At 69.1% G+C, this 17,253-nt stretch carries 13 protein-coding genes; 1 reads left to right on the plus strand and 12 read right to left on the minus strand.

What is annotated here, in order from left to right; translation table 11 throughout:
- Positions 1-67: 67 nt before the first annotated feature.
- The 9 genes from rodA to IE262_RS09490 form a co-directional block, all read right to left on the minus strand.
- On the minus strand, positions 68-1,267 hold the full coding sequence (rodA, locus tag IE262_RS09450) for a rod shape-determining protein RodA (RefSeq protein WP_134040499.1): 1,200 nt from the start codon (positions 1,265-1,267) through the stop codon (positions 68-70).
- Positions 1,264-3,612, minus strand: a complete 2,349-nt coding sequence (gene mrdA / locus IE262_RS09455; protein WP_189872677.1) for a penicillin-binding protein 2 — start codon at positions 3,610-3,612, stop codon at positions 1,264-1,266. Before mrdA ends, rodA begins: the two co-directional genes overlap by 4 nt.
- 136 nt (positions 3,613-3,748) lie before the next feature.
- Entirely contained in the window at positions 3,749-4,417 is a 669-nt protein-coding gene (mreD, locus tag IE262_RS09460; RefSeq protein WP_134040501.1) for a rod shape-determining protein MreD, read from the minus strand.
- Between the two features lie 12 nt (positions 4,418-4,429).
- Positions 4,430-5,374, minus strand: a complete 945-nt coding sequence (gene mreC / locus IE262_RS09465) for a rod shape-determining protein MreC (protein ID WP_189872679.1) — start codon at positions 5,372-5,374, stop codon at positions 4,430-4,432.
- Between the two features lie 196 nt (positions 5,375-5,570).
- On the minus strand, positions 5,571-6,590 hold the full coding sequence (locus IE262_RS09470; protein WP_005479350.1) for a rod shape-determining protein: 1,020 nt from the start codon (positions 6,588-6,590) through the stop codon (positions 5,571-5,573).
- Positions 6,591-7,054: 464 nt separating this feature from the next.
- Positions 7,055-7,468: a nucleoside-diphosphate kinase gene (gene ndk, locus IE262_RS09475; protein ID WP_020940057.1), complete on the minus strand. Its 414-nt coding sequence runs from the start codon at positions 7,466-7,468 to the stop codon at positions 7,055-7,057.
- 110 nt (positions 7,469-7,578) lie between these two features.
- Positions 7,579-7,947 carry a DUF4233 domain-containing protein gene (locus IE262_RS09480; protein WP_189872681.1) on the minus strand — a complete coding sequence of 123 codons (369 nt, stop codon included), beginning with the start codon at positions 7,945-7,947 and terminating at the stop codon, positions 7,579-7,581.
- Between the two features lie 5 nt (positions 7,948-7,952).
- Positions 7,953-9,473, minus strand: a complete 1,521-nt coding sequence (gene folC / locus IE262_RS09485; RefSeq protein WP_134040504.1) for a bifunctional tetrahydrofolate synthase/dihydrofolate synthase — start codon at positions 9,471-9,473, stop codon at positions 7,953-7,955.
- Positions 9,474-9,612: 139 nt separating this feature from the next.
- Complete coding sequence (locus tag IE262_RS09490; protein ID WP_189872690.1) at positions 9,613-12,237, minus strand: valine--tRNA ligase; 2,625 nt, start codon at positions 12,235-12,237, stop codon at positions 9,613-9,615.
- A gap of 135 nt (positions 12,238-12,372) precedes the next feature.
- Between IE262_RS09490 and IE262_RS09495 the strand changes: the two genes are divergently transcribed.
- Positions 12,373-13,398 (plus strand): hypothetical protein, encoded by a 1,026-nt coding sequence (locus tag IE262_RS09495; RefSeq protein WP_189872692.1) that lies wholly within the window; start codon positions 12,373-12,375, stop codon positions 13,396-13,398.
- A 127-nt stretch (positions 13,399-13,525) separates the two neighbouring features.
- On the opposite strand, the gene clpX is transcribed toward IE262_RS09495, so the two are convergent.
- The 3 genes from clpX to IE262_RS09510 all read right to left on the minus strand — a co-directional run bounded on the left by clpX (position 13,526) and on the right by IE262_RS09510 (position 16,660).
- Positions 13,526-14,812 (minus strand): ATP-dependent Clp protease ATP-binding subunit ClpX, encoded by a 1,287-nt coding sequence (gene clpX / locus IE262_RS09500; RefSeq protein ID WP_131570807.1) that lies wholly within the window; start codon positions 14,810-14,812, stop codon positions 13,526-13,528.
- 173 nt (positions 14,813-14,985) lie between these two features.
- Positions 14,986-15,666: an ATP-dependent Clp protease proteolytic subunit gene (locus IE262_RS09505; protein WP_134040507.1), complete on the minus strand. Its 681-nt coding sequence runs from the start codon at positions 15,664-15,666 to the stop codon at positions 14,986-14,988.
- A gap of 373 nt (positions 15,667-16,039) precedes the next feature.
- Positions 16,040-16,660: an ATP-dependent Clp protease proteolytic subunit gene (locus IE262_RS09510; RefSeq protein WP_166681758.1), complete on the minus strand. Its 621-nt coding sequence runs from the start codon at positions 16,658-16,660 to the stop codon at positions 16,040-16,042.
- Positions 16,661-17,253 lie beyond the last annotated feature (593 nt).

The following is a 17,253-nucleotide window of genomic DNA, read 5'->3' on the forward strand; positions in this document are numbered from 1 at the left end:
ATCCCCCGAAGCGACACGGCACTGACGTCAGCTGTTCCTTCCCGCTCCCGCACCCGGAGCGGAGCGCCTACGCCGACATGGGCCGCTGCACCCGGATCGACTGCAACAGGCCGACCGCCACCCACACCGCGAACATCGACGACCCTCCGTACGACACGAACGGCAGCGGCAGGCCGGCCACCGGCATGATTCCGAGCGTCATTCCGATGTTCTCGAAGGTCTGGAAGGCGAACCAGGCGATGATCCCGGCGGCGACGATCGTGCCGTACAGCTCGCTCGTCTCGCGGGCGATGCGGCAGGCCCGCCACAGCACCACACCCAGCAGCAGGATGATCAGGCTGGCGCCGGCGAAGCCCAGTTCCTCTCCCGCGACCGTGAAGACGAAGTCCGTCTGCTGTTCGGGCACGAACTGGCCGGTGGTCTGCGAGCCCTTGCCGAGTCCGGTGCCGAACAGGCCGCCGGAGCCGATGGCGATGCGGGCCTGGTTGGTGTTGTAGCCGACGCCGGCCGGGTCGAGTTCGGGGTTGGCGAAGGCGGCGAAGCGGTTGATCTGGTACTCGTCGAGGATCTTGAGCTGCCAGACCGCGACCGCGCCCATCGCGCCCGCGCCGATCAGTCCGAGCACCCAGCGGTTGGAGGCGCCGGAGGCGAGCAGCACGCCGAGCACGATGACGACCATGACCATGACCGAGCCGAGGTCGGGCATGAGCAGCACGATCAGTATCGGTACGGCGGCGAGGCCGAGGGACTGCATGACCGTGCGGTGGTCGGGGTGCGGTTTGTCGCCCGCGTCCACTCGGGCGGCGAGCAGCATCGCCATGCCCAGGATGATCGTGATCTTCACGAACTCGGAGGGCTGGAGCGAGAAGCCGCCGCCGAGGACGATCCACGCGTGGGCGCCGTTGATGGTGGCGCCGAGCGGGGTGAGCACCAGCAGGATCAGGAAGACCGAGACGCCGTACAGGATCGGAACGGCCGTGCGCAGGGTGCGGTGGCCGAGCCAGATCGTGCCGACCATCAGGGCGAACCCGATGCCGGTGTTGAGGAGATGCCGGACCAGGAAGTAGTACGGGTCGCCCTGGTTGAGCACGGTGCGGTTGCGGGTGGCCGAGTAGACGAGGGCCGCGCCGATCAGGGACAGCGCGACGGCGCACAGCAGCATCGGCCAGTCGAGCCTGCGGGCGAGCGAGTCGCGGGCGAGCAGCCGGGCCCAGACGGAACGCCGGGGTCCGTACCCGGAGACGGAGAAAGTGTTGACTCCTGTCATGGAGACGTCCTCCGCCTCTTCCTCTTCTTGGCGTTCTTCGCGTTCTTCGCGTTCTTCGCGTTCTTCAGGCTCGGGTTCGGATTCTTAGGGTTTTTCGGGTTCTTCGGGTTCTTAGGGCGGGCTGTGCGCCGTCGGGTGTCGCGGTTGTTGCCGCCGCCGGCCTGGGGCACGGTGGCGGCCGGGTCGTCGTTGCCCGGCAGGGTCTGGTTCCCTTCCTCGGTGGCCTGCTCCGTCTCCTTCGGCGGGTACGTCCCGACCTTCGGGGCGTCGATGGAGCCGTCGGAGTCGATCTTCGGCAGGTCCTCCTGGGGGGTGGGGAGCAGTGCCTTCTTCTTGTCGATCGAGCCGTCCTCGGAGACGCCGTACAGGGCGTTGTAGAGCTTGCGGACGGCCGGGGCCGAGGCTCCGGAGCCCGTACCACCCTGGGAGATCGTCATGACGATCGAGTAGTCCTTGGTGTACGTGGCGAACCACGAGGTGGTCTGCTTGCCGTAGACCTCCGCCGTACCCGTCTTGGCGTGCATCGGGATCTGGTCCTGCGGCCAGCCCTGGAAGCGCCAGGCGGCGGTGCCTCGGGTCGCGACGCCCGCGAGGGCGTCGTTCATCTCGTCGCGGAGCTTCTGCGTTATGGGCAGCTTGCCGTGCGCCTTGGGTGCGATCTCCTCCACGTGCTTGCCGTCGGGGCTGACGATGGCCTTGCCGACGGTGGGGTTGTAGAGGGTGCCGCCGTTGGAGATCGCCGCGTAGATGGTGGCCATCTGGATGGGGGTGACGAGGGTGTCGCCCTGTCCGATGGAGTAGTTGACGGAGTCACCGGCACGCATCTGGTTGCCTTCGAGGCAGTTCTCGTACGCGATGCGCTCGCCGTAGTCGCCGTCCTTCTTGCCGTACTTGCACCAGGCGTCCTTGTTGGCCGTCCAGTAGTTCTGCTTCCACTGGCGGTCGGGGATGCGGCCGGTGACCTCGTTGGGCAGGTCGATGCCGGTCTCGGCGCCGAGGCCGAACTGGTGGGCGGTCTTGTAGAACCAGTCGTCGGCCTTCTTCTTCGGCTTGGTGCCGCCGTCGCGCTTCCACTCCTCGTGGGCGAGCCGGTAGAAGACGGTGTCGCAGGAGACCTCCAGGGCCTGGCCGAGGCTGATCGGGCCGTACCCCTTGGACTCGAAGTTCTTGAAGACCTGGCCGCCGATGGAGTACGAGCTGGAGCAGTCGTACGGTCCGTTGAAGGAGTAGCCGGCGTTGACCGCGGCGGCCGTCGGGATGACCTTGAAGATGGAGCCGGGGGCCGACTGGCCCTGGATCGCGCGGTTCAGCAGCGGGTAGTTGGACTTCTTCTCGGTGAGCCGGGCGTAGTCCTTGCCGGAGATGCCGCCGACCCAGGCGTTCGGGTCGTAGGTCGGGTTGGACGCCATGGCGACGACACGGCCCGTCTTGGCCTCCATCACCACGACCGCGCCGGAGTCGGCCTTGTAGTTGGTGCCGGTGTTCCGGTCCTGCTCCTTGCGGGCCGCCTTCATCGCCTCTTCGAGCTCGTACTCGGCGATGCGCTGCACACGGGCGTCGATGCTGGTGACCAGGTTCGAGCCCGGCTCGGCCGGGTCGGCCTGGGCACGCCCCATGACCCGGCCGAGGTTGTCGACCTCGTAGCGGGTGACACCGGCCTTGCCGCGCAGCTGCTTGTCGTACTGGCGCTCAAGGCCGCTGCGTCCCACCTGGTCGGAGCGCAGGAACGGCGAGTCGGTGTCCTGGGCCCGCTGGATCTCCTCGTCCGTGACGGGCGAGAGGTAGCCGAGGACCTGGGCGGTGTTGGCCTCGCCGGGGCTCGGGTAGCGGCGCACGGCCTGGGGCTCGGCGGTGATGCCGGGGAAGTCCTCGGAGCGCTCGCGGATCTGCAGGGCCTGCTTGGCGGTGGCCTCGTCGGTGATGGGGATCGGCTGGTACGGGGAGCCGTTCCAGCAGGGCTGAGGCGTCTTGGAGTCGCACAGCCGGACCTTGTTCATGACCTCGCCGGGCTTCATGCCCAGGACACCGGCGAGCTTGGTGAGGACCGCCTTGCCGTCGTCCTTCATCTTCAGCAGTTCGGTGCGGGAGGCGGAGACGACGAGCCGGGTCTCGTTGTCGGCGATCGGCACACCGCGGGCGTCGAGGATCGAGCCGCGTACGGCGGGGTCGACGACCTTCTGCACATGGTTGCCGGACGCCTCCTTGGCGTAGGCCTCGCCCTCGCGGATCTGGAGGTACCAGAGGCGGCCGCCGAGGGTGCCGAGGAGGGAGACGACGAGGATCTGGATGATGACGAGCCGGATCTGGACCCGTGGGGTCCGGCCCGTTTCGGGGATATTGGTCACTGCGGCTGCCTCCCCCTCTCAGAGCGCGCACGGGCATACGAGTACACGGACAAGCTGTGTGCGCCGGCGGCGGGCGCCCCAAGGCCTGGACAGGCGCCACTTCCGGTACAGGCCCTCATGGTCGACTGCCGTGCCCTCACAGCCGCTTGACCCCCTTGATGCGTCCGGCGCGGGCCATCCGCGCTCTGGCGGCCTTCATACGGAGGCCGCCGCGCTGGCTGCCGATGCGCAGGCCGGTGCCGGCGGAGAGCCAGCCCGGGGAGACGTCGGCGGCCTTGGCGGAGGCGGTCTCGGCGAGCGGGTCGCGGTCGGCGCGGCGGGCCAGGGCGATGATGCCGGGGACGACGAAGGGCGCGAGCAGCAGGTCGTACAGGGCGGCCGTGAACAGCAGGCTGGGCAGGCCGACGTGGCGGGCGGCCGTGTCGCCGACGAGGGCGCCGACGCCGGCGTACAGCAGGGTCGTGCCGACGGCGGCGGCGACCACGACGGCCATGGGCCCGGTCGCGGACCTGAGCTTGCCGTTGTCGGGCTTGACGAGTCCGGCGAGGTAGCCGATGACGCACAGCACGAGGGCGTAGCGCCCGGCGGCGTGGTCGGCGGGCGGGGCGAGGTCCGCCAGGAGGCCCGCGCCGAAGCCGATGAGGGCACCGCCGACGTGGCCGTACACGAGTGCCAGGCCGAGGACCGTGAGGAGCACCAAGTCCGGTACGGCTCCCGGGAGATGGAGTCGGGCGAGGATGCTCACCTGGACGACCAGGGCCACGATCACGAGGGTCGTGGAGAGCAGCATCCGGTTGAAGCGCATGGGGGTCAGCTCCTACTGCTCTTGCGGTTGTCCGTCGGCGGGCGCCCCGGCGGACGGTGTGACGGTCACCGTCACGGTCGGTGTGGGCGTGGGCTTCGGCTTGTCCGGCAGGACGGTGTCACGGGGATCGCTGCGGGGCGCCTGGACCACGACACCGACGATGTCGAGCTTGGTGAAGCCGACGTACGGCCTGACGTAGATGGTGCGGGTGAGGTCACCGCCCGACGGATCGACCCGCGACACGACCCCCACCGGCACGCCCGGCACGAACGGCTTGTCGGCCTCCGACCCGAAGGTGACGAGCCGGTCGCCCTTCTTCACCTTCGCCTTGCCGTTGAGGAGTTCGACGCGCAGCGGCCGGTCACCCTGCCCGGAGGCGAAGCCGAGCTCGTCGGTGGCCTCCATGCGCGTCCCCACGGTGAAGTCGGGGTCGCTGGCGAGCAGCACGGTGGCGGTGTTCGGTCCGACGGTGGTGACCCGTCCGACCAGCCCGTCGCCGTTCAGCACGGTCATGTCCCGCTTGATGCCGTCCTTGGACCCGATGTCGATGGTGACGGTCCATGAGAACCCCTGGGCGGCGCCGATGGCGACGACCTCGGCGCCCTTGATGCCGTACTGGCCGCTCGCGGCGGTCTTCAGCATCTTGTCGAGCTGCCTGACGCGGCTTCGGTTGCGGTCGTCGCTGCCGAGTTCGGCCTTCAGCGCGGCGTTCTCCTTCTCCAGCGCGGCGAGCCGGTCGTGCCGTTCACCGGAGTCACGGATGGCGGAGACGGCGTTCCCGATGGGGTCGACGGCGGTCGACACCCCGTCCTCGATCGGGCCGAAGACCGTGGCCGCGGCCCGCCGGGCACCGTCGACCGGAGAGTCCTCCCCACCGCGGATGTCCACCGTGATCAGTGCGAACGCGATGGCGATCAGCAGCACCAGGAGCAGCCGGCTCTCTCGTGTGTCCCTCACGTGCGGCGGCCGTGCCCTTCCTTGTCGAATGGTCAGTTCGAATCAGTTCGAGTCGGTTCGAGTCAGTTGGAAAGCTCACCAAGGGGGCCCGAGCGCGCGGGCACTCACGGGGTGCTATGGGGGAGCTTATGCCTCAATATCAATGTTCCGCCGTACGAGAGGGGTTCGTCTCGTACGGCGGAACCGAAGCGTTACGTCATCTGCGCGGCTGGGCGTCGAGAACCTGCTGCAACGCCTCGAACTCCTCGACGCACTTGCCGGAACCGAGCGCCACGCTGTCCAGCGGGTCCTCGGCGATATGGATCGGCATCCCGGTCTCCCGGCGCAGCCGCTCGTCCAGCCCGCGCAACAGCGCACCGCCGCCGGTCAGGACGATCCCCCGGTCCATGATGTCGCCGGAGAGCTCGGGCGGACACTTGTCGAGGGTGGTCTTGACGGCATCGACGATGGCGTTGACCGGCTCTTCGATGGCCTTCCGCACCTCCCCCGCGGAGATGACCACGGTCTTCGGCAGCCCGGAGACGAGGTCCCGGCCGCGGATTTCGGTGTGCTCGTCAGCGTCGAGGTCGTACGCAGAACCGATCGTGATCTTGATCTGTTCGGCCGTCCGCTCACCAAGAAGCAGCGAGTACTCCTTCTTGATGTGCTGGATGATCGCGTTGTCCAGCTCGTCACCCGCCACGCGGATGGACTGCGCTGTGACGATCCCGCCGAGCGAGATGACCGCGACCTCCGTGGTGCCGCCGCCGATGTCCACCACCATGTTGCCCGTGGCCTCGTGGACCGGCAGGCCGGAGCCGATGGCCGCGGCCATGGGCTCCTCGATGATGTGGACCTGGCGGGCGCCGGCCTGGGAGGAGGCCTCGATGACGGCGCGGCGCTCGACACCGGTGATACCGGAGGGCACGCAGACGACGACCCGGGGCCGGGCCAGATACCTCCGCTTGTGGATCTTCAGGATGAAGTAACGGAGCATCCGCTCGGTGATCTCGAAGTCGGCGATGACGCCGTCCTTGAGCGGGCGCACGGCGACGATGTTGCCGGGCGTCCGACCGATCATCTTCTTCGCTTCCGCGCCGACCGCGAGGATGCCACCGGTGTTGGTGTTGATCGCGACGACGGACGGCTCGTTGAGTACGATCCCGCGACCCCTGACGTACACCAGCGTGTTGGCGGTCCCGAGGTCGACAGCCATGTCACGGCCGATGAACGACATTGAGTTCCCCATCAGGATTCGTCTGGCCTTCCCAAACTGGAGCACAAATGGCTTTTCGGGTCGGCGAAGTGGGTGCTGTGACGTGAAGGCTTACATCGTAGTCTCGCCCGCACGGACACTGCGCGAGGGTCTTCGCCATTGTGGGCAGATGATGCGCCGTCTCGCTTGCGCAGACGGTCCATCGGGGGCACGCGTTCCCCCGATCGGCATGCATATGCCGGAGGATCGGCGAATTTTCCGGGGAGTTGCCTGGTCAGCCGGGAGGTTGGGCTGACGGAGGATCAGAAAATCGGTGCTCGCGGTGTGGGCTGAACGGGTGGGCAGGGTGGGCGGAGTGGAGCCGCACCCCGCCCGTCCGGTGTTTGAGGACGAGGCCGTTCAGGCCGAGAGCGAGGGCCCGCGCGACCACCAACGGCCCGGACCCGCACACCGCAGGACCGGGCCGCCGCCGGAGGCGTCAGGCGTTACGCCCGGCCGGGGAAGAAGATCTTCACCTCGCGCTCGGCGGACTCCTCGGAGTCGGACGCGTGGATGAGGTTCTCGCGGACGATGACGCCGTAGTCGCCCCGGATCGACCCGGGCGCGGCGGCGATCGGGTCCGTCGGCCCGGCAAGCGCGCGCAGCCCCTCGATGACCCGCTCGCCCTCCACGATCAGCGCGACCACGGGCCCGGACGCCATGAACTCGACCAGCGGCTCGTAGAACGGCTTGCCCTTGTGCTCCCCGTAGTGCTGCTCCAGCGTGTCCTGGTCCAGCGTGCGCAGCTCCAGCGCCGTGATCCGCCACCCGGCCTTGCGCTCGATACGGCTGATGATCTCGCCGGTCAGCCCACGACGGACGGCGTCGGGCTTGAGGAGGACAAGGGTGCGCTGGCTCACGACGGTGACTCCTTCAATTTCACAAGTGTGCGGAGCTCAGAGGCTACAGGGCGCGCTCGATGGAGCGTCACACAGCGTCAGGGCGTCGCCAGAACATCGCCAGGACATCGTCAGGAAGCACCGGCGCCAGTGGACGCCTCCCCTGCCGCCGCCTGCGCGGCGAACCGCGCCTTCGCCTCGTCCACCTTCCGCCCGAAGTGGACGGACGCCCACCACAGCGCCGCGAAGATCGCCCCGAGGAAGAACATGACCGGGACGACGAAGCCGGAGGCGATCAGCGCGATCTGGAGCGCCCAGCCGAGCTGCACCCCACCGGGGCGCGTGATCAGCCCGCACAGCAGCACGCACAGTGCCATCGCGGCACCGCTGACCGTCCACACCGTGCTCATGGACAGGTCCGGGTCCTTCATCGCGACCAGCCCGGCGAACCCGATGACGAAGAACTCACCGATGAGCGTCGAGGAACACAACGTACGCACGGGACTCAGCCCCTCCCCAGCAGCAGTCGGGCCTCGCCCACGGTGATGACGGACCCGGTGACGAGGACACCACCGCCCGCGTACTCGCCCTCCTCCTCGGCGAGCGTGATCGCCGCTTCCAGGGCGTCGTCGAGCCGCGGCTCGACCTGGACGCGCTCGTCCCCGAACACCTCGACCGCGATCGCGGCCAGTTCGTCCGCGTCCATCGCGCGATGGCTGGAGTTCTGGGTGATCACGACCTCGGCGAAGATCGGCTCGAAGGCCTCCAGCAGCCCTCGCACGTTCTTGTCCCCGCTCGCGCCGACGACCCCGATCAGCCGGCTGAAGTCGAACACCTCGCTCACCGCGTCCGCCGTGGCGCGAGCGCCCGCCGGATTGTGGGCGGCGTCCAGCACGACCGTCGGGGAACGCCGTACGACCTCCAGGCGTCCGGGCGAGGCGACGGACGCGAACGCCTTGCGCACGGTGTCGATGTCGAGCGGCTCCGGCCGCTGCGAACCGACCCCGAAGAACGCCTCGACCGCCGCGAGCGCCACCGCCGCGTTGTGCGCCTGGTAGGCACCGTGCAGCGGCAGGAACACCTCTTCGTACTCCCCGCCGAGCCCGCGCAGCGTGAGGAGTTGTCCGCCGACCGCGACCTGCCGGCCGACGACCCCGAACTCCAGGCCCTCGCGTGCCACGGTCGCGTCCACCTCGACGGCCTTCTTCAGCAGCACCTGCGCCGCGTCCACCGGCTGCTGGGCCAGGATCACCGTCGCGTCCTGCTTGACGATGCCCGCCTTCTCGCCGGCGATCTCACCGGGCGTGGTGCCGAGCCGGTCGGTGTGGTCGAGGTCGATCGGGGTCACGACGGCCACGTCGGCATCGATGACGTTGGTGGCGTCCCAGCTGCCGCCCATGCCCACCTCGACGACGGCCACGTCCACGGGCGCGTCCGCGAAGGCCGCGTACGCCATGCCCGTGAGCACCTCGAAGAAGGACAGCCGGAACTCCTGCCGGTCGTCCACCATCTCGATGTACGGCTTGATGTCCCGGTACGTCTCGACGAACCGCTCGGCCCCCATCGGGGCGCCGTCCAGGCTGATCCGCTCGGTGATCGACTGGACGTGCGGCGAGGTGTAGCGGCCGGTGCGCAGCTCGAAGGCGCCCAGCAGCGCCTCGATCATGCGGGCGGTGGACGTCTTGCCGTTGGTTCCCGTGATGTGGATCGAGGGGTACGACCGCTGCGGCTCCCCCAGTACGTCCATCAGCGCGGCGATCCGCGAGACCGACGGCTCCAGCTTGGTCTCGCCCCAGCGCGTGGCCAGTTCCGCCTCGACCTCGCGCAGGGCCTTCTCGGCCTCGGGGTCGGCCGGCCGCGCGGGCACGTCGGCCCCCGGCGGCCCGCCCTGGGTGCGCAGGGTACGGCTGCCCGCCTCGATCACCGCGAGATCGGGGTCGCGACCCGTCTCAGCCGCGATGATCTCCTCGAAGGAGTCGACGGGGTCGGGCTGCGCACTGCTGTCATGCGGAGGGAGGTCACTCACGAGGCCAGTCTACGTATACGTGACTGCGGGCCCGGCGCCTGTGTCGCACCGGGCCCGCGGTCCTCCGCGTCGGCGGAGACGACTGAGCCGACCACTCCCTGTCCGGGCGGCCTCCGCGGCGGCGAAGACCCGTTGCGGATCAGCCCGCCGGCAGCTTGGCCAGCTGGTTCTCGATCCGTGTGATGTCCTCCCCGGCCTTGGCCAGCCGCGTCCGGATCTTCTCCACGACCTGGTCCGGAGCCTTCGCGAGGAAGGCCTCGTTGCCCAGCTTGGCCTCGGCCTGCTGGCGCTCCTTCTGCGCGGCCGCGAGGTCCTTGGCGAGCCGCTTGCGCTCCGCCGCCACGTCGATCACTCCGGAGAGGTCCAGCGCGACCTCGGCGCCCGCCACCGGCAGTGTGGCCGTCGCCGAGAAGCCCTCGCCCTCCGGCTGGAGCCGGAGCAGCTGGCGGATGGCGGCCTCGTGCGGGGCGAGCGCGGTGCCGCCCAGCTCCAGGCGGGCCGGGACCCGCTGGCCGGGCTGGAGGCCCTGGTCGGCGCGGAAGCGGCGGACTTCGGTGATGACGGACTGGAGCGTCTCGATCTCCTTCTCCGCCGCCGCGTCCCGGAAGCCGCTGTCCTTGGGCCAGTCGGCGATGACGACGGACTCGCCGCCCGTGAGTGTGGTCCAGAGGGTTTCCGTGACGAAGGGGACGACCGGGTGCAGCAGCTTCAGCGTGACGTCCAGCACCTCACCCAGGACCCGCTTGCTGACCTCGGCGGCCTCGCCGCCCGCCTGGAACGTCGTCTTGGACAGCTCGACGTACCAGTCGAAGACCTCGTCCCACGCGAAGTGGAACAGTGCGTCGGACAGCTTGGCGAACTGGAAGTCCTCGTAGAACGCGTCGACTTCGGCGACGACGGAGTTCAGCCGGGAGAGGATCCAGCGGTCGGTCGCCGACATCCTCGCCGCGTCCGGCAGCGGGCCCTCGACCGTCGCGCCGTTCATCAGCGCGAAGCGCGTGGCGTTCCAGATCTTGTTGGCGAAGTTGCGGGAGCCCTGGACCCAGTCCTCGCCGATCGGCACGTCGACACCGGGGTTGGCGCCGCGGGCGAGGGTGAACCTGAGCGCGTCGGAGCCGTACTTGTCCATCCAGTCCAGCGGGTTGACCGCGTTGCCGAAGGACTTCGACATCTTCTTGCCGAACTGGTCGCGGACCATGCCGTGCAGGGCGATGGTGTGGAACGGCGGGGTGCCGTCCATCGCGTACAGCCCGAACATCATCATCCGGGCGACCCAGAAGAAGAGGATGTCGTAGCCGGTGACCAGGACGGAGTTCGGGTAGAACTTCGCGAGCGACTCGGTCTGTTCGGGCCAGCCGAGGGTCGAGAAGGGCCACAGGCCGGAGGAGAACCAGGTGTCGAGGACGTCGGTGTCCTGATGCCAGCCCTCGCCGCTCGGCGGCTCCTCGTCGGGTCCGACGCAGACGACCTCGCCGTTCGGCCCGTACCAGACGGGGATGCGGTGGCCCCACCACAACTGCCGGGAAATGCACCAGTCGTGGAGGTTGTCGACCCAGTCGAAGTACCGCTTCTCCATCTCCTGCGGATGGATCCTGACGCGTCCGTCGCGGACGGCGTCACCCGCCGCCTTCGCCAGCGGGCCGACCTTGACCCACCACTGCAGGGACAGGCGCGGCTCGATGGTGGTCTTGCAGCGCGAGCAGTGGCCGACGGAGTGGACGTACGGCCGCTTCTCGGCGACGATCCGGCCCTCGGCGCGCAGCGCGGCGACGATGGCGGAGCGGGCTTCGAGCCGGTCCAGGCCCTGGAAGGGGCCGTGGGCGGTGATGACCGCGTGCTCGTCCATGACGGTGAGGGACGGCAGGTTGTGGCGCCGGCCGATCTCGAAGTCGTTCGGGTCGTGGGCCGGGGTGACCTTGACGGCGCCCGTGCCGAACTCGGGATCGACGTGCTCGTCGGCGACGACCGGGATGGAGCGGTCGGTCAGCGGCAGCCGGATGAGCTTGCCGACCAGGTGCTTGTACCGCTCGTCCTCGGGGTGAACGGCGACGGCCGTGTCACCGAGCATGGTCTCGGCACGGGTGGTGGCGACGACGATGGTGTCGTCCCCCTCGCCGTACTTCATCGAGACGAGCTCGCCGTCGTCGTCCTGGTACTCGACCTCGATGTCCGAGATGGCCGTCAGACAGCGCGGGCACCAGTTGATGATGCGCTCGGCACGGTAGATCAGCTCGTCTTCGTAGAGCCGCTTGAAGATGGTCTGGACGGCCTGGGACAGCCCCTCGTCCATGGTGAAGCGCTCGCGCGACCAGGCGACGCCGTCGCCGAGGCGGCGCATCTGCCCGCTGATCTGCCCGCCGGACTCGGCCTTCCACTGCCAGACGCGCTCGACGAAGGCCTCGCGGCCCAGATCGTGCCGGGACTTGCCCTCCTTGCCGAGCTCACGCTCCACGACGTTCTGCGTGGCGATGCCGGCGTGGTCCATGCCGGGCTGCCACAGCGTCTCGTAGCCCTGCATGCGCTTGCGGCGCGTGAGGGCGTCGATGAGGGTGTGCTCGAAGGCGTGCCCGAGGTGCAGGCTGCCGGTGACGTTCGGCGGCGGGATGACGACGGTGTACGGCGGCTTGTCGCTCTTCTCGTCCGCCTCGAAGTAACCCCGCTCCACCCAGCGCTCGTACAGCGGCCCTTCTACCTCGGCCGGCGCGTACTGGGTCGGCAGTTCGGTGCTGGGCGCTGTGGGCTGCTGCTGAGCGTTCTCGGTCACGGGCTCAGTTTAGGGGTGTCACGGGGCAGTCCCGAAACGCGTTTGTTCTGTAACGGTACGCACCCCGGCGGACCGCGCGTTCCTGGTCTGGGCGAGGATGTCGGCGAAACATAAGTATCTGGAGGGGAACCCAGAATGAGCTACAACCAGCCGGGCCCGTACGGCGGCCAGCCCCCGCAGCCGGGACAGCCCCCGCAGCCGGGTCCGTACGGCCAGCCGGGCCCCTACGGCCAGCCGCCGCAGGCGCCCCCCGCACAGCCCGGCTACGGCTACCCGCAGCAGGCGCCGCCACCGGCGCCGCCCGCACAGCCCGGCTACGGGTACCCCCAGCAGGCCCCCCAGGGCACACCCCCTGGTGTTCCGCCGCAGCAGCCGCCCTACGGCCAGCAGGCCCCGTACGGTCAGCAGCCCGCGTACGGTCAGCAGGCCCCGTACGGCCAGCAGCCCTACGGGGTTCCGCAGCCGCCGGCTCCCGGTGGCGGCAACAAGAAGACGGGCCTCGTCATCGGCGCGGTGGCCGTCGTGGCCGCGATCGCCGTGGGTGCGTACTTCGCGTTCGGCGGGAGCAGGGGCGGTGGCGGTTCGGACATCGCGGACGACGGGCCGCACAAGCTGACGACGCCGGAGACCGTGCTCACCGAGTACAAGAAGTCCTCCGACAGCGGCGGCGACGGCATGAGTTCGAGCGACCTGAAGAAGGCGGAGAGCTGGGGCATCACGAACCCCAAGGATGTCAGCGCCAGCTACGAGGCGGGCCAGGACAGCGGCAACCCGCTGGCCGGGAAGATGATCACCTTCGGCGGCATCTACGGCGAGATCGAGGACCCGGAGAAGGCGGTCGACGGGTTCTTCACCCTGCAGAAGGCGGACGCCGAGAAGGAAGGCGTCACCTTCGAGGGCAGCCCGCAGGCGTACACGCCGAGTTCGCTGGATGGCGCCGTCATGAAGTGCCAGACGGCCAAGGGCCAGGCGCCGACCGGGGGTGCGGCGGGCGGGCCGAGCGAGCTGAGCATCGTCTACTGCGTCTGGGCCGACCACAGCACGCTCGGGTTTGTGATGCCCATGGAGTACTCGGACATCGCGGCGGGCAAGAGCGCGGACCCGGCCGAGACGGCGGAGACGGCCGCCAAGCTCCGTAAGGAAGTCCGCGTCAAGGCCTGATCCCGCGGACCGGCTGTTCACCTGAGAAGTTCAGCCGGGATGCTGCGTTGCTGTGATGCTGCGACGTTCAACTGCGAAGGGGCCCCGGTCGGTTGACCGGGGCCCCTCGCTGTCGCTCGCGCGGCGGTTACGCCGTCTTCTGCTCGCCCGAGCCGCGGCCGCGGGCGTCGCGCGGGATCAGCGTCGGGTTCACGTTCGACAGGACGACGTCCGCCGTGATGACCACGCGGGCCACGTCCTTGCGGGACGGGACCTCGTACATGACCGCCTGGAGGACCTCCTCCATGATGGCGCGCAGGCCGCGGGCGCCGGTCTGGCGGAGGATGGCCTGGTCGGCGATGGCCTCCAGGGCCTCGCGCTCGAAGTCCAGCTCCACGCCGTCGAGTTCGAAGAGGCGCTGGTACTGCTTCACCAGCGCGTTGCGCGGCTCCACCAGGATCTGGAGGAGGGCCTTGCGGTCGAGGTTGTGGACCGAGGTGATGACGGGCAGACGGCCGATGAACTCGGGGATCATGCCGAACTTGACCAGGTCCTCGGGCATGACGTCCTCGAACTGGTCCTTGGATTCGAGCTCGCGCTTGGAGCGGATGGTCGCGCCGAAGCCGATGCCCTTCGCGCCCGCCCGGGACTCGATGATCTTCTCCAGACCGGCGAAGGCACCGCCCACGATGAACAGGACGTTCGTCGTGTCGATCTGGATGAACTCCTGGTGCGGGTGCTTGCGGCCGCCCTGGGGCGGGACGGAGGCCGTCGTGCCCTCAAGGATCTTCAGGAGGGCCTGCTGGACGCCCTCACCCGACACGTCCCGTGTGATCGACGGGTTCTCGCTCTTGCGGGCCACCTTGTCGATCTCGTCGATGTAGATGATCCCGGTCTCGGCCTTCTTGACATCGTAGTCGGCGGCCTGGATGAGCTTCAGCAGGATGTTCTCGACGTCCTCGCCCACGTAGCCCGCCTCCGTGAGCGCCGTCGCGTCGGCGATGGCGAACGGGACGTTGAGCATCCGGGCGAGGGTCTGGGCCAGCAGGGTCTTGCCGGAGCCCGTGGGGCCGAGCAACAGGATGTTGGACTTCGCCAGTTCGATGGCGTCGTCACGGCCGTTCGCCCCGCCGTTCTCGCCGGCCTGAACGCGTTTGTAGTGGTTGTACACCGCGACCGAGAGGGCCTTCTTCGCGGCCTCCTGGCCGACGACGTACCCCTCCAGGAACTCGTAGATCTCGCGGGGCTTCGGGAGCTCCTCCCAGCGGACCTCGCTGGTCTCCGCGAGCTCCTCCTCGATGATCTCGTTGCAGAGATCGATGCACTCGTCGCAGATGTACACACCGGGGCCTGCGATGAGCTTCTTGACCTGCTTCTGGCTCTTGCCGCAGAACGAGCACTTGAGCAGATCGCCGCCGTCACCGATGCGTGCCACGGTGTGCTTCCCCTTCGCCTGGGAGACGCCTAGATCCAGCGGCTCCTGGTGCTGCCTTATGTCCGACGGTACCTTGCCGGGCCCCCCGTTCGGGCCCCCCTTGGCACGGTTCACTTTGACGTGCACCGTGCCAAACCGTGCCAAGGGGCGGCAGACGATACTCCCCACCCGTCCTAGACGACGGACGCGTTGTTCATCTTGCGGGTCGAGATGATCTGATCGATCAGGCCGTACGACAGCGCGTCCTCGGCCGTGAGGATCTTGTCGCGCTCGATGTCCTCGCGGATCTTCTCGATCGGCGTGGTGGAGTGCTTGGCCAGCATCTCCTCCAGCTGCGAGCGCATCCGGAGGATCTCGTTGGCGGCGATCTCCAGGTCGGAGACCTGGCCGCGGCCGGTCTCGCTGTACGGCTGGTGGATCAGCACGCGGGCGTTCGGCAGCGCCATGCGCTTGCCGGGCGTACCGGCGGCCAGCAGGATGGCGGCGGCGGAGGCCGCCTGGCCCATGCAGACCGTCTGGATGTCCGGCTTCACGAACTGCATCGTGTCGTAGATGGCCGTGAGCGCGGTGAAGGAGCCGCCCGGGCTGTTGATGTAGACCGAGATGTCGCGGTCGGGGTCCATCGACTCCAGGCACAGCAGCTGTGCCATGACGTCGTTGGCGGAGGCGTCGTCGATCTGCACGCCGAGGAAGATCACGCGCTCCTCGAAGAGCTTCGCGTACGGGTCGTACTCACGCACGCCCTGCGAGGTGCGCTCGACGAAGCGCGGGATGACATAGCGGGACTCGGCCGTGGGGCCGCTGTACTCGGCGCGCACACGGTCGTAGAGGCCGCTGCCGGGGAAGTCGTTCACTGTGGTCTCCTGGGAGCCTGAGAGGGGCTGAGGCGGTCGGCTGGGGGTGTCTGGGGCCTGCGGGTCGCCGGGGGCTGGCACGTCGGCCGCGCGCCGTCGTACGGGGCCGCGTCCCCTCGCTTCCATCGTCGTACGTCGGCCGGCTGATCGGCATCGGTGACATCGGGGCCGGGGCCGGAGCCGGGTTGCCCCGTCATCCGATCCGCTGTACCGATCCGCTGTCACGATCCGTCGTCCGACGTCGTGCCTGGTCGCGTGGGGTGCGGTTCCGTCGTACGGCTCGTACCGCCTGTGCGGTCCGTACGGTCCGTACGGGTGCGCGGAGACGTGCGCCGGTGTGCGGTGACTCCGGCACGCGCCCGGCGTGCGCCGGTTACGCGGCCCCGGTGCCGCCGCCGCCCGGCAAGCTGGCGGCGTGGGTGATGACGTCGTCGATGAGGCCGTAGTCCTTGGCCTCGTAGGCGTCGAACCAGCGGTCACGGTCGGAGTCGCGGGTGATCTGCTCGACCGACTGACCGGTGTGGTGCGCCGTGAGCTCGGCCATGCGCTTCTTGGTGTGCAGCAGCCGCTCGGCGTGGATCTTGATGTCGGAGGCCGAGCCGGCGAGGCCGGCGGAGGGCTGGTGGATCAGGATCTCGGCGTTCGGCAGCGCGAAGCGCTTGCCCGGCGTGCCCGCGCTGAGCAGGAACTGGCCCATGGAGGCGGCGAGGCCCATGGCGATGGTCACCACGTCGTTCTTGATGAACTGCATGGTGTCGTAGATCGCCATACCGGCCGTGATCGAGCCGCCGGGGCTGTTGATGTACAGGTTGATGTCCTTGTCGGGGTCAGCGGCAAGGAGCAGCAGCTGTGCGGTGATCTTGTTCGCGATGTCGTCGTCGACCGGCTGGCCGAGGAAAATGATCCGCTCGCCGAGCAGCCGGTTGTAGACCTGGTCGCCGAGGCCACCACCGATGGAAGGCTCGCCGGCGGCGGAGGGCATCAGATTCGTCACGTATCCACCTGCTCGTCTTACGACGGCGCCGGGCCGTCTCACGTCTTCTGCTGGGGCCTGGGACCCCGTGCGTGCCCCTGCCGGGGCTGCTCCGGGGACTTCCCTGCCCTCGTATTCATGGACCCTAACGCGCGGGTCCCTCCGGGGAATCCCGCAGAGGGAACTGTTCGCTGTCAGCGCATGCGCTCCGCTGGGCTCGTGGTTCGTCGGGTTCGCCCGGGGTGTGAGTTGCCCTTTGCCGTCCGGCACCGTCACGGGGCTCCGCCCCGGGCCCCGGGCCGCGGTCTCGTCTGCCGGGTTCCTGTCTGCGATCGGGTTGCGGGTCCGTCGTGGCTGGTCGCGCCCACGCGGCGGAGCCGCATGTTGACACAGCCCCGCGCCCCTTGAAACCGCGGGCGTACCCGAGCCCGCCACCGCACCCACCACTCACCGGCAGCCGCGTACGCGCCGCAGGGGGTGTGCCGGGAGGTGTCCGCCCGCAGCGGCCGGCGTCCGCCACCGGGCACCTCGCACACCCACAGCACCGCCGGACCGAGGACGGAGACCTCCCGGCGCGCCCCCGACCCACGAACAAGCGCGTAGGCGCCCAAGCC

Origin of the sequence: Streptomyces bluensis (assembly GCF_014650715.1) — a bacterium.
GTDB lineage: Bacteria > Actinomycetota > Actinomycetes > Streptomycetales > Streptomycetaceae > Streptomyces > Streptomyces bluensis.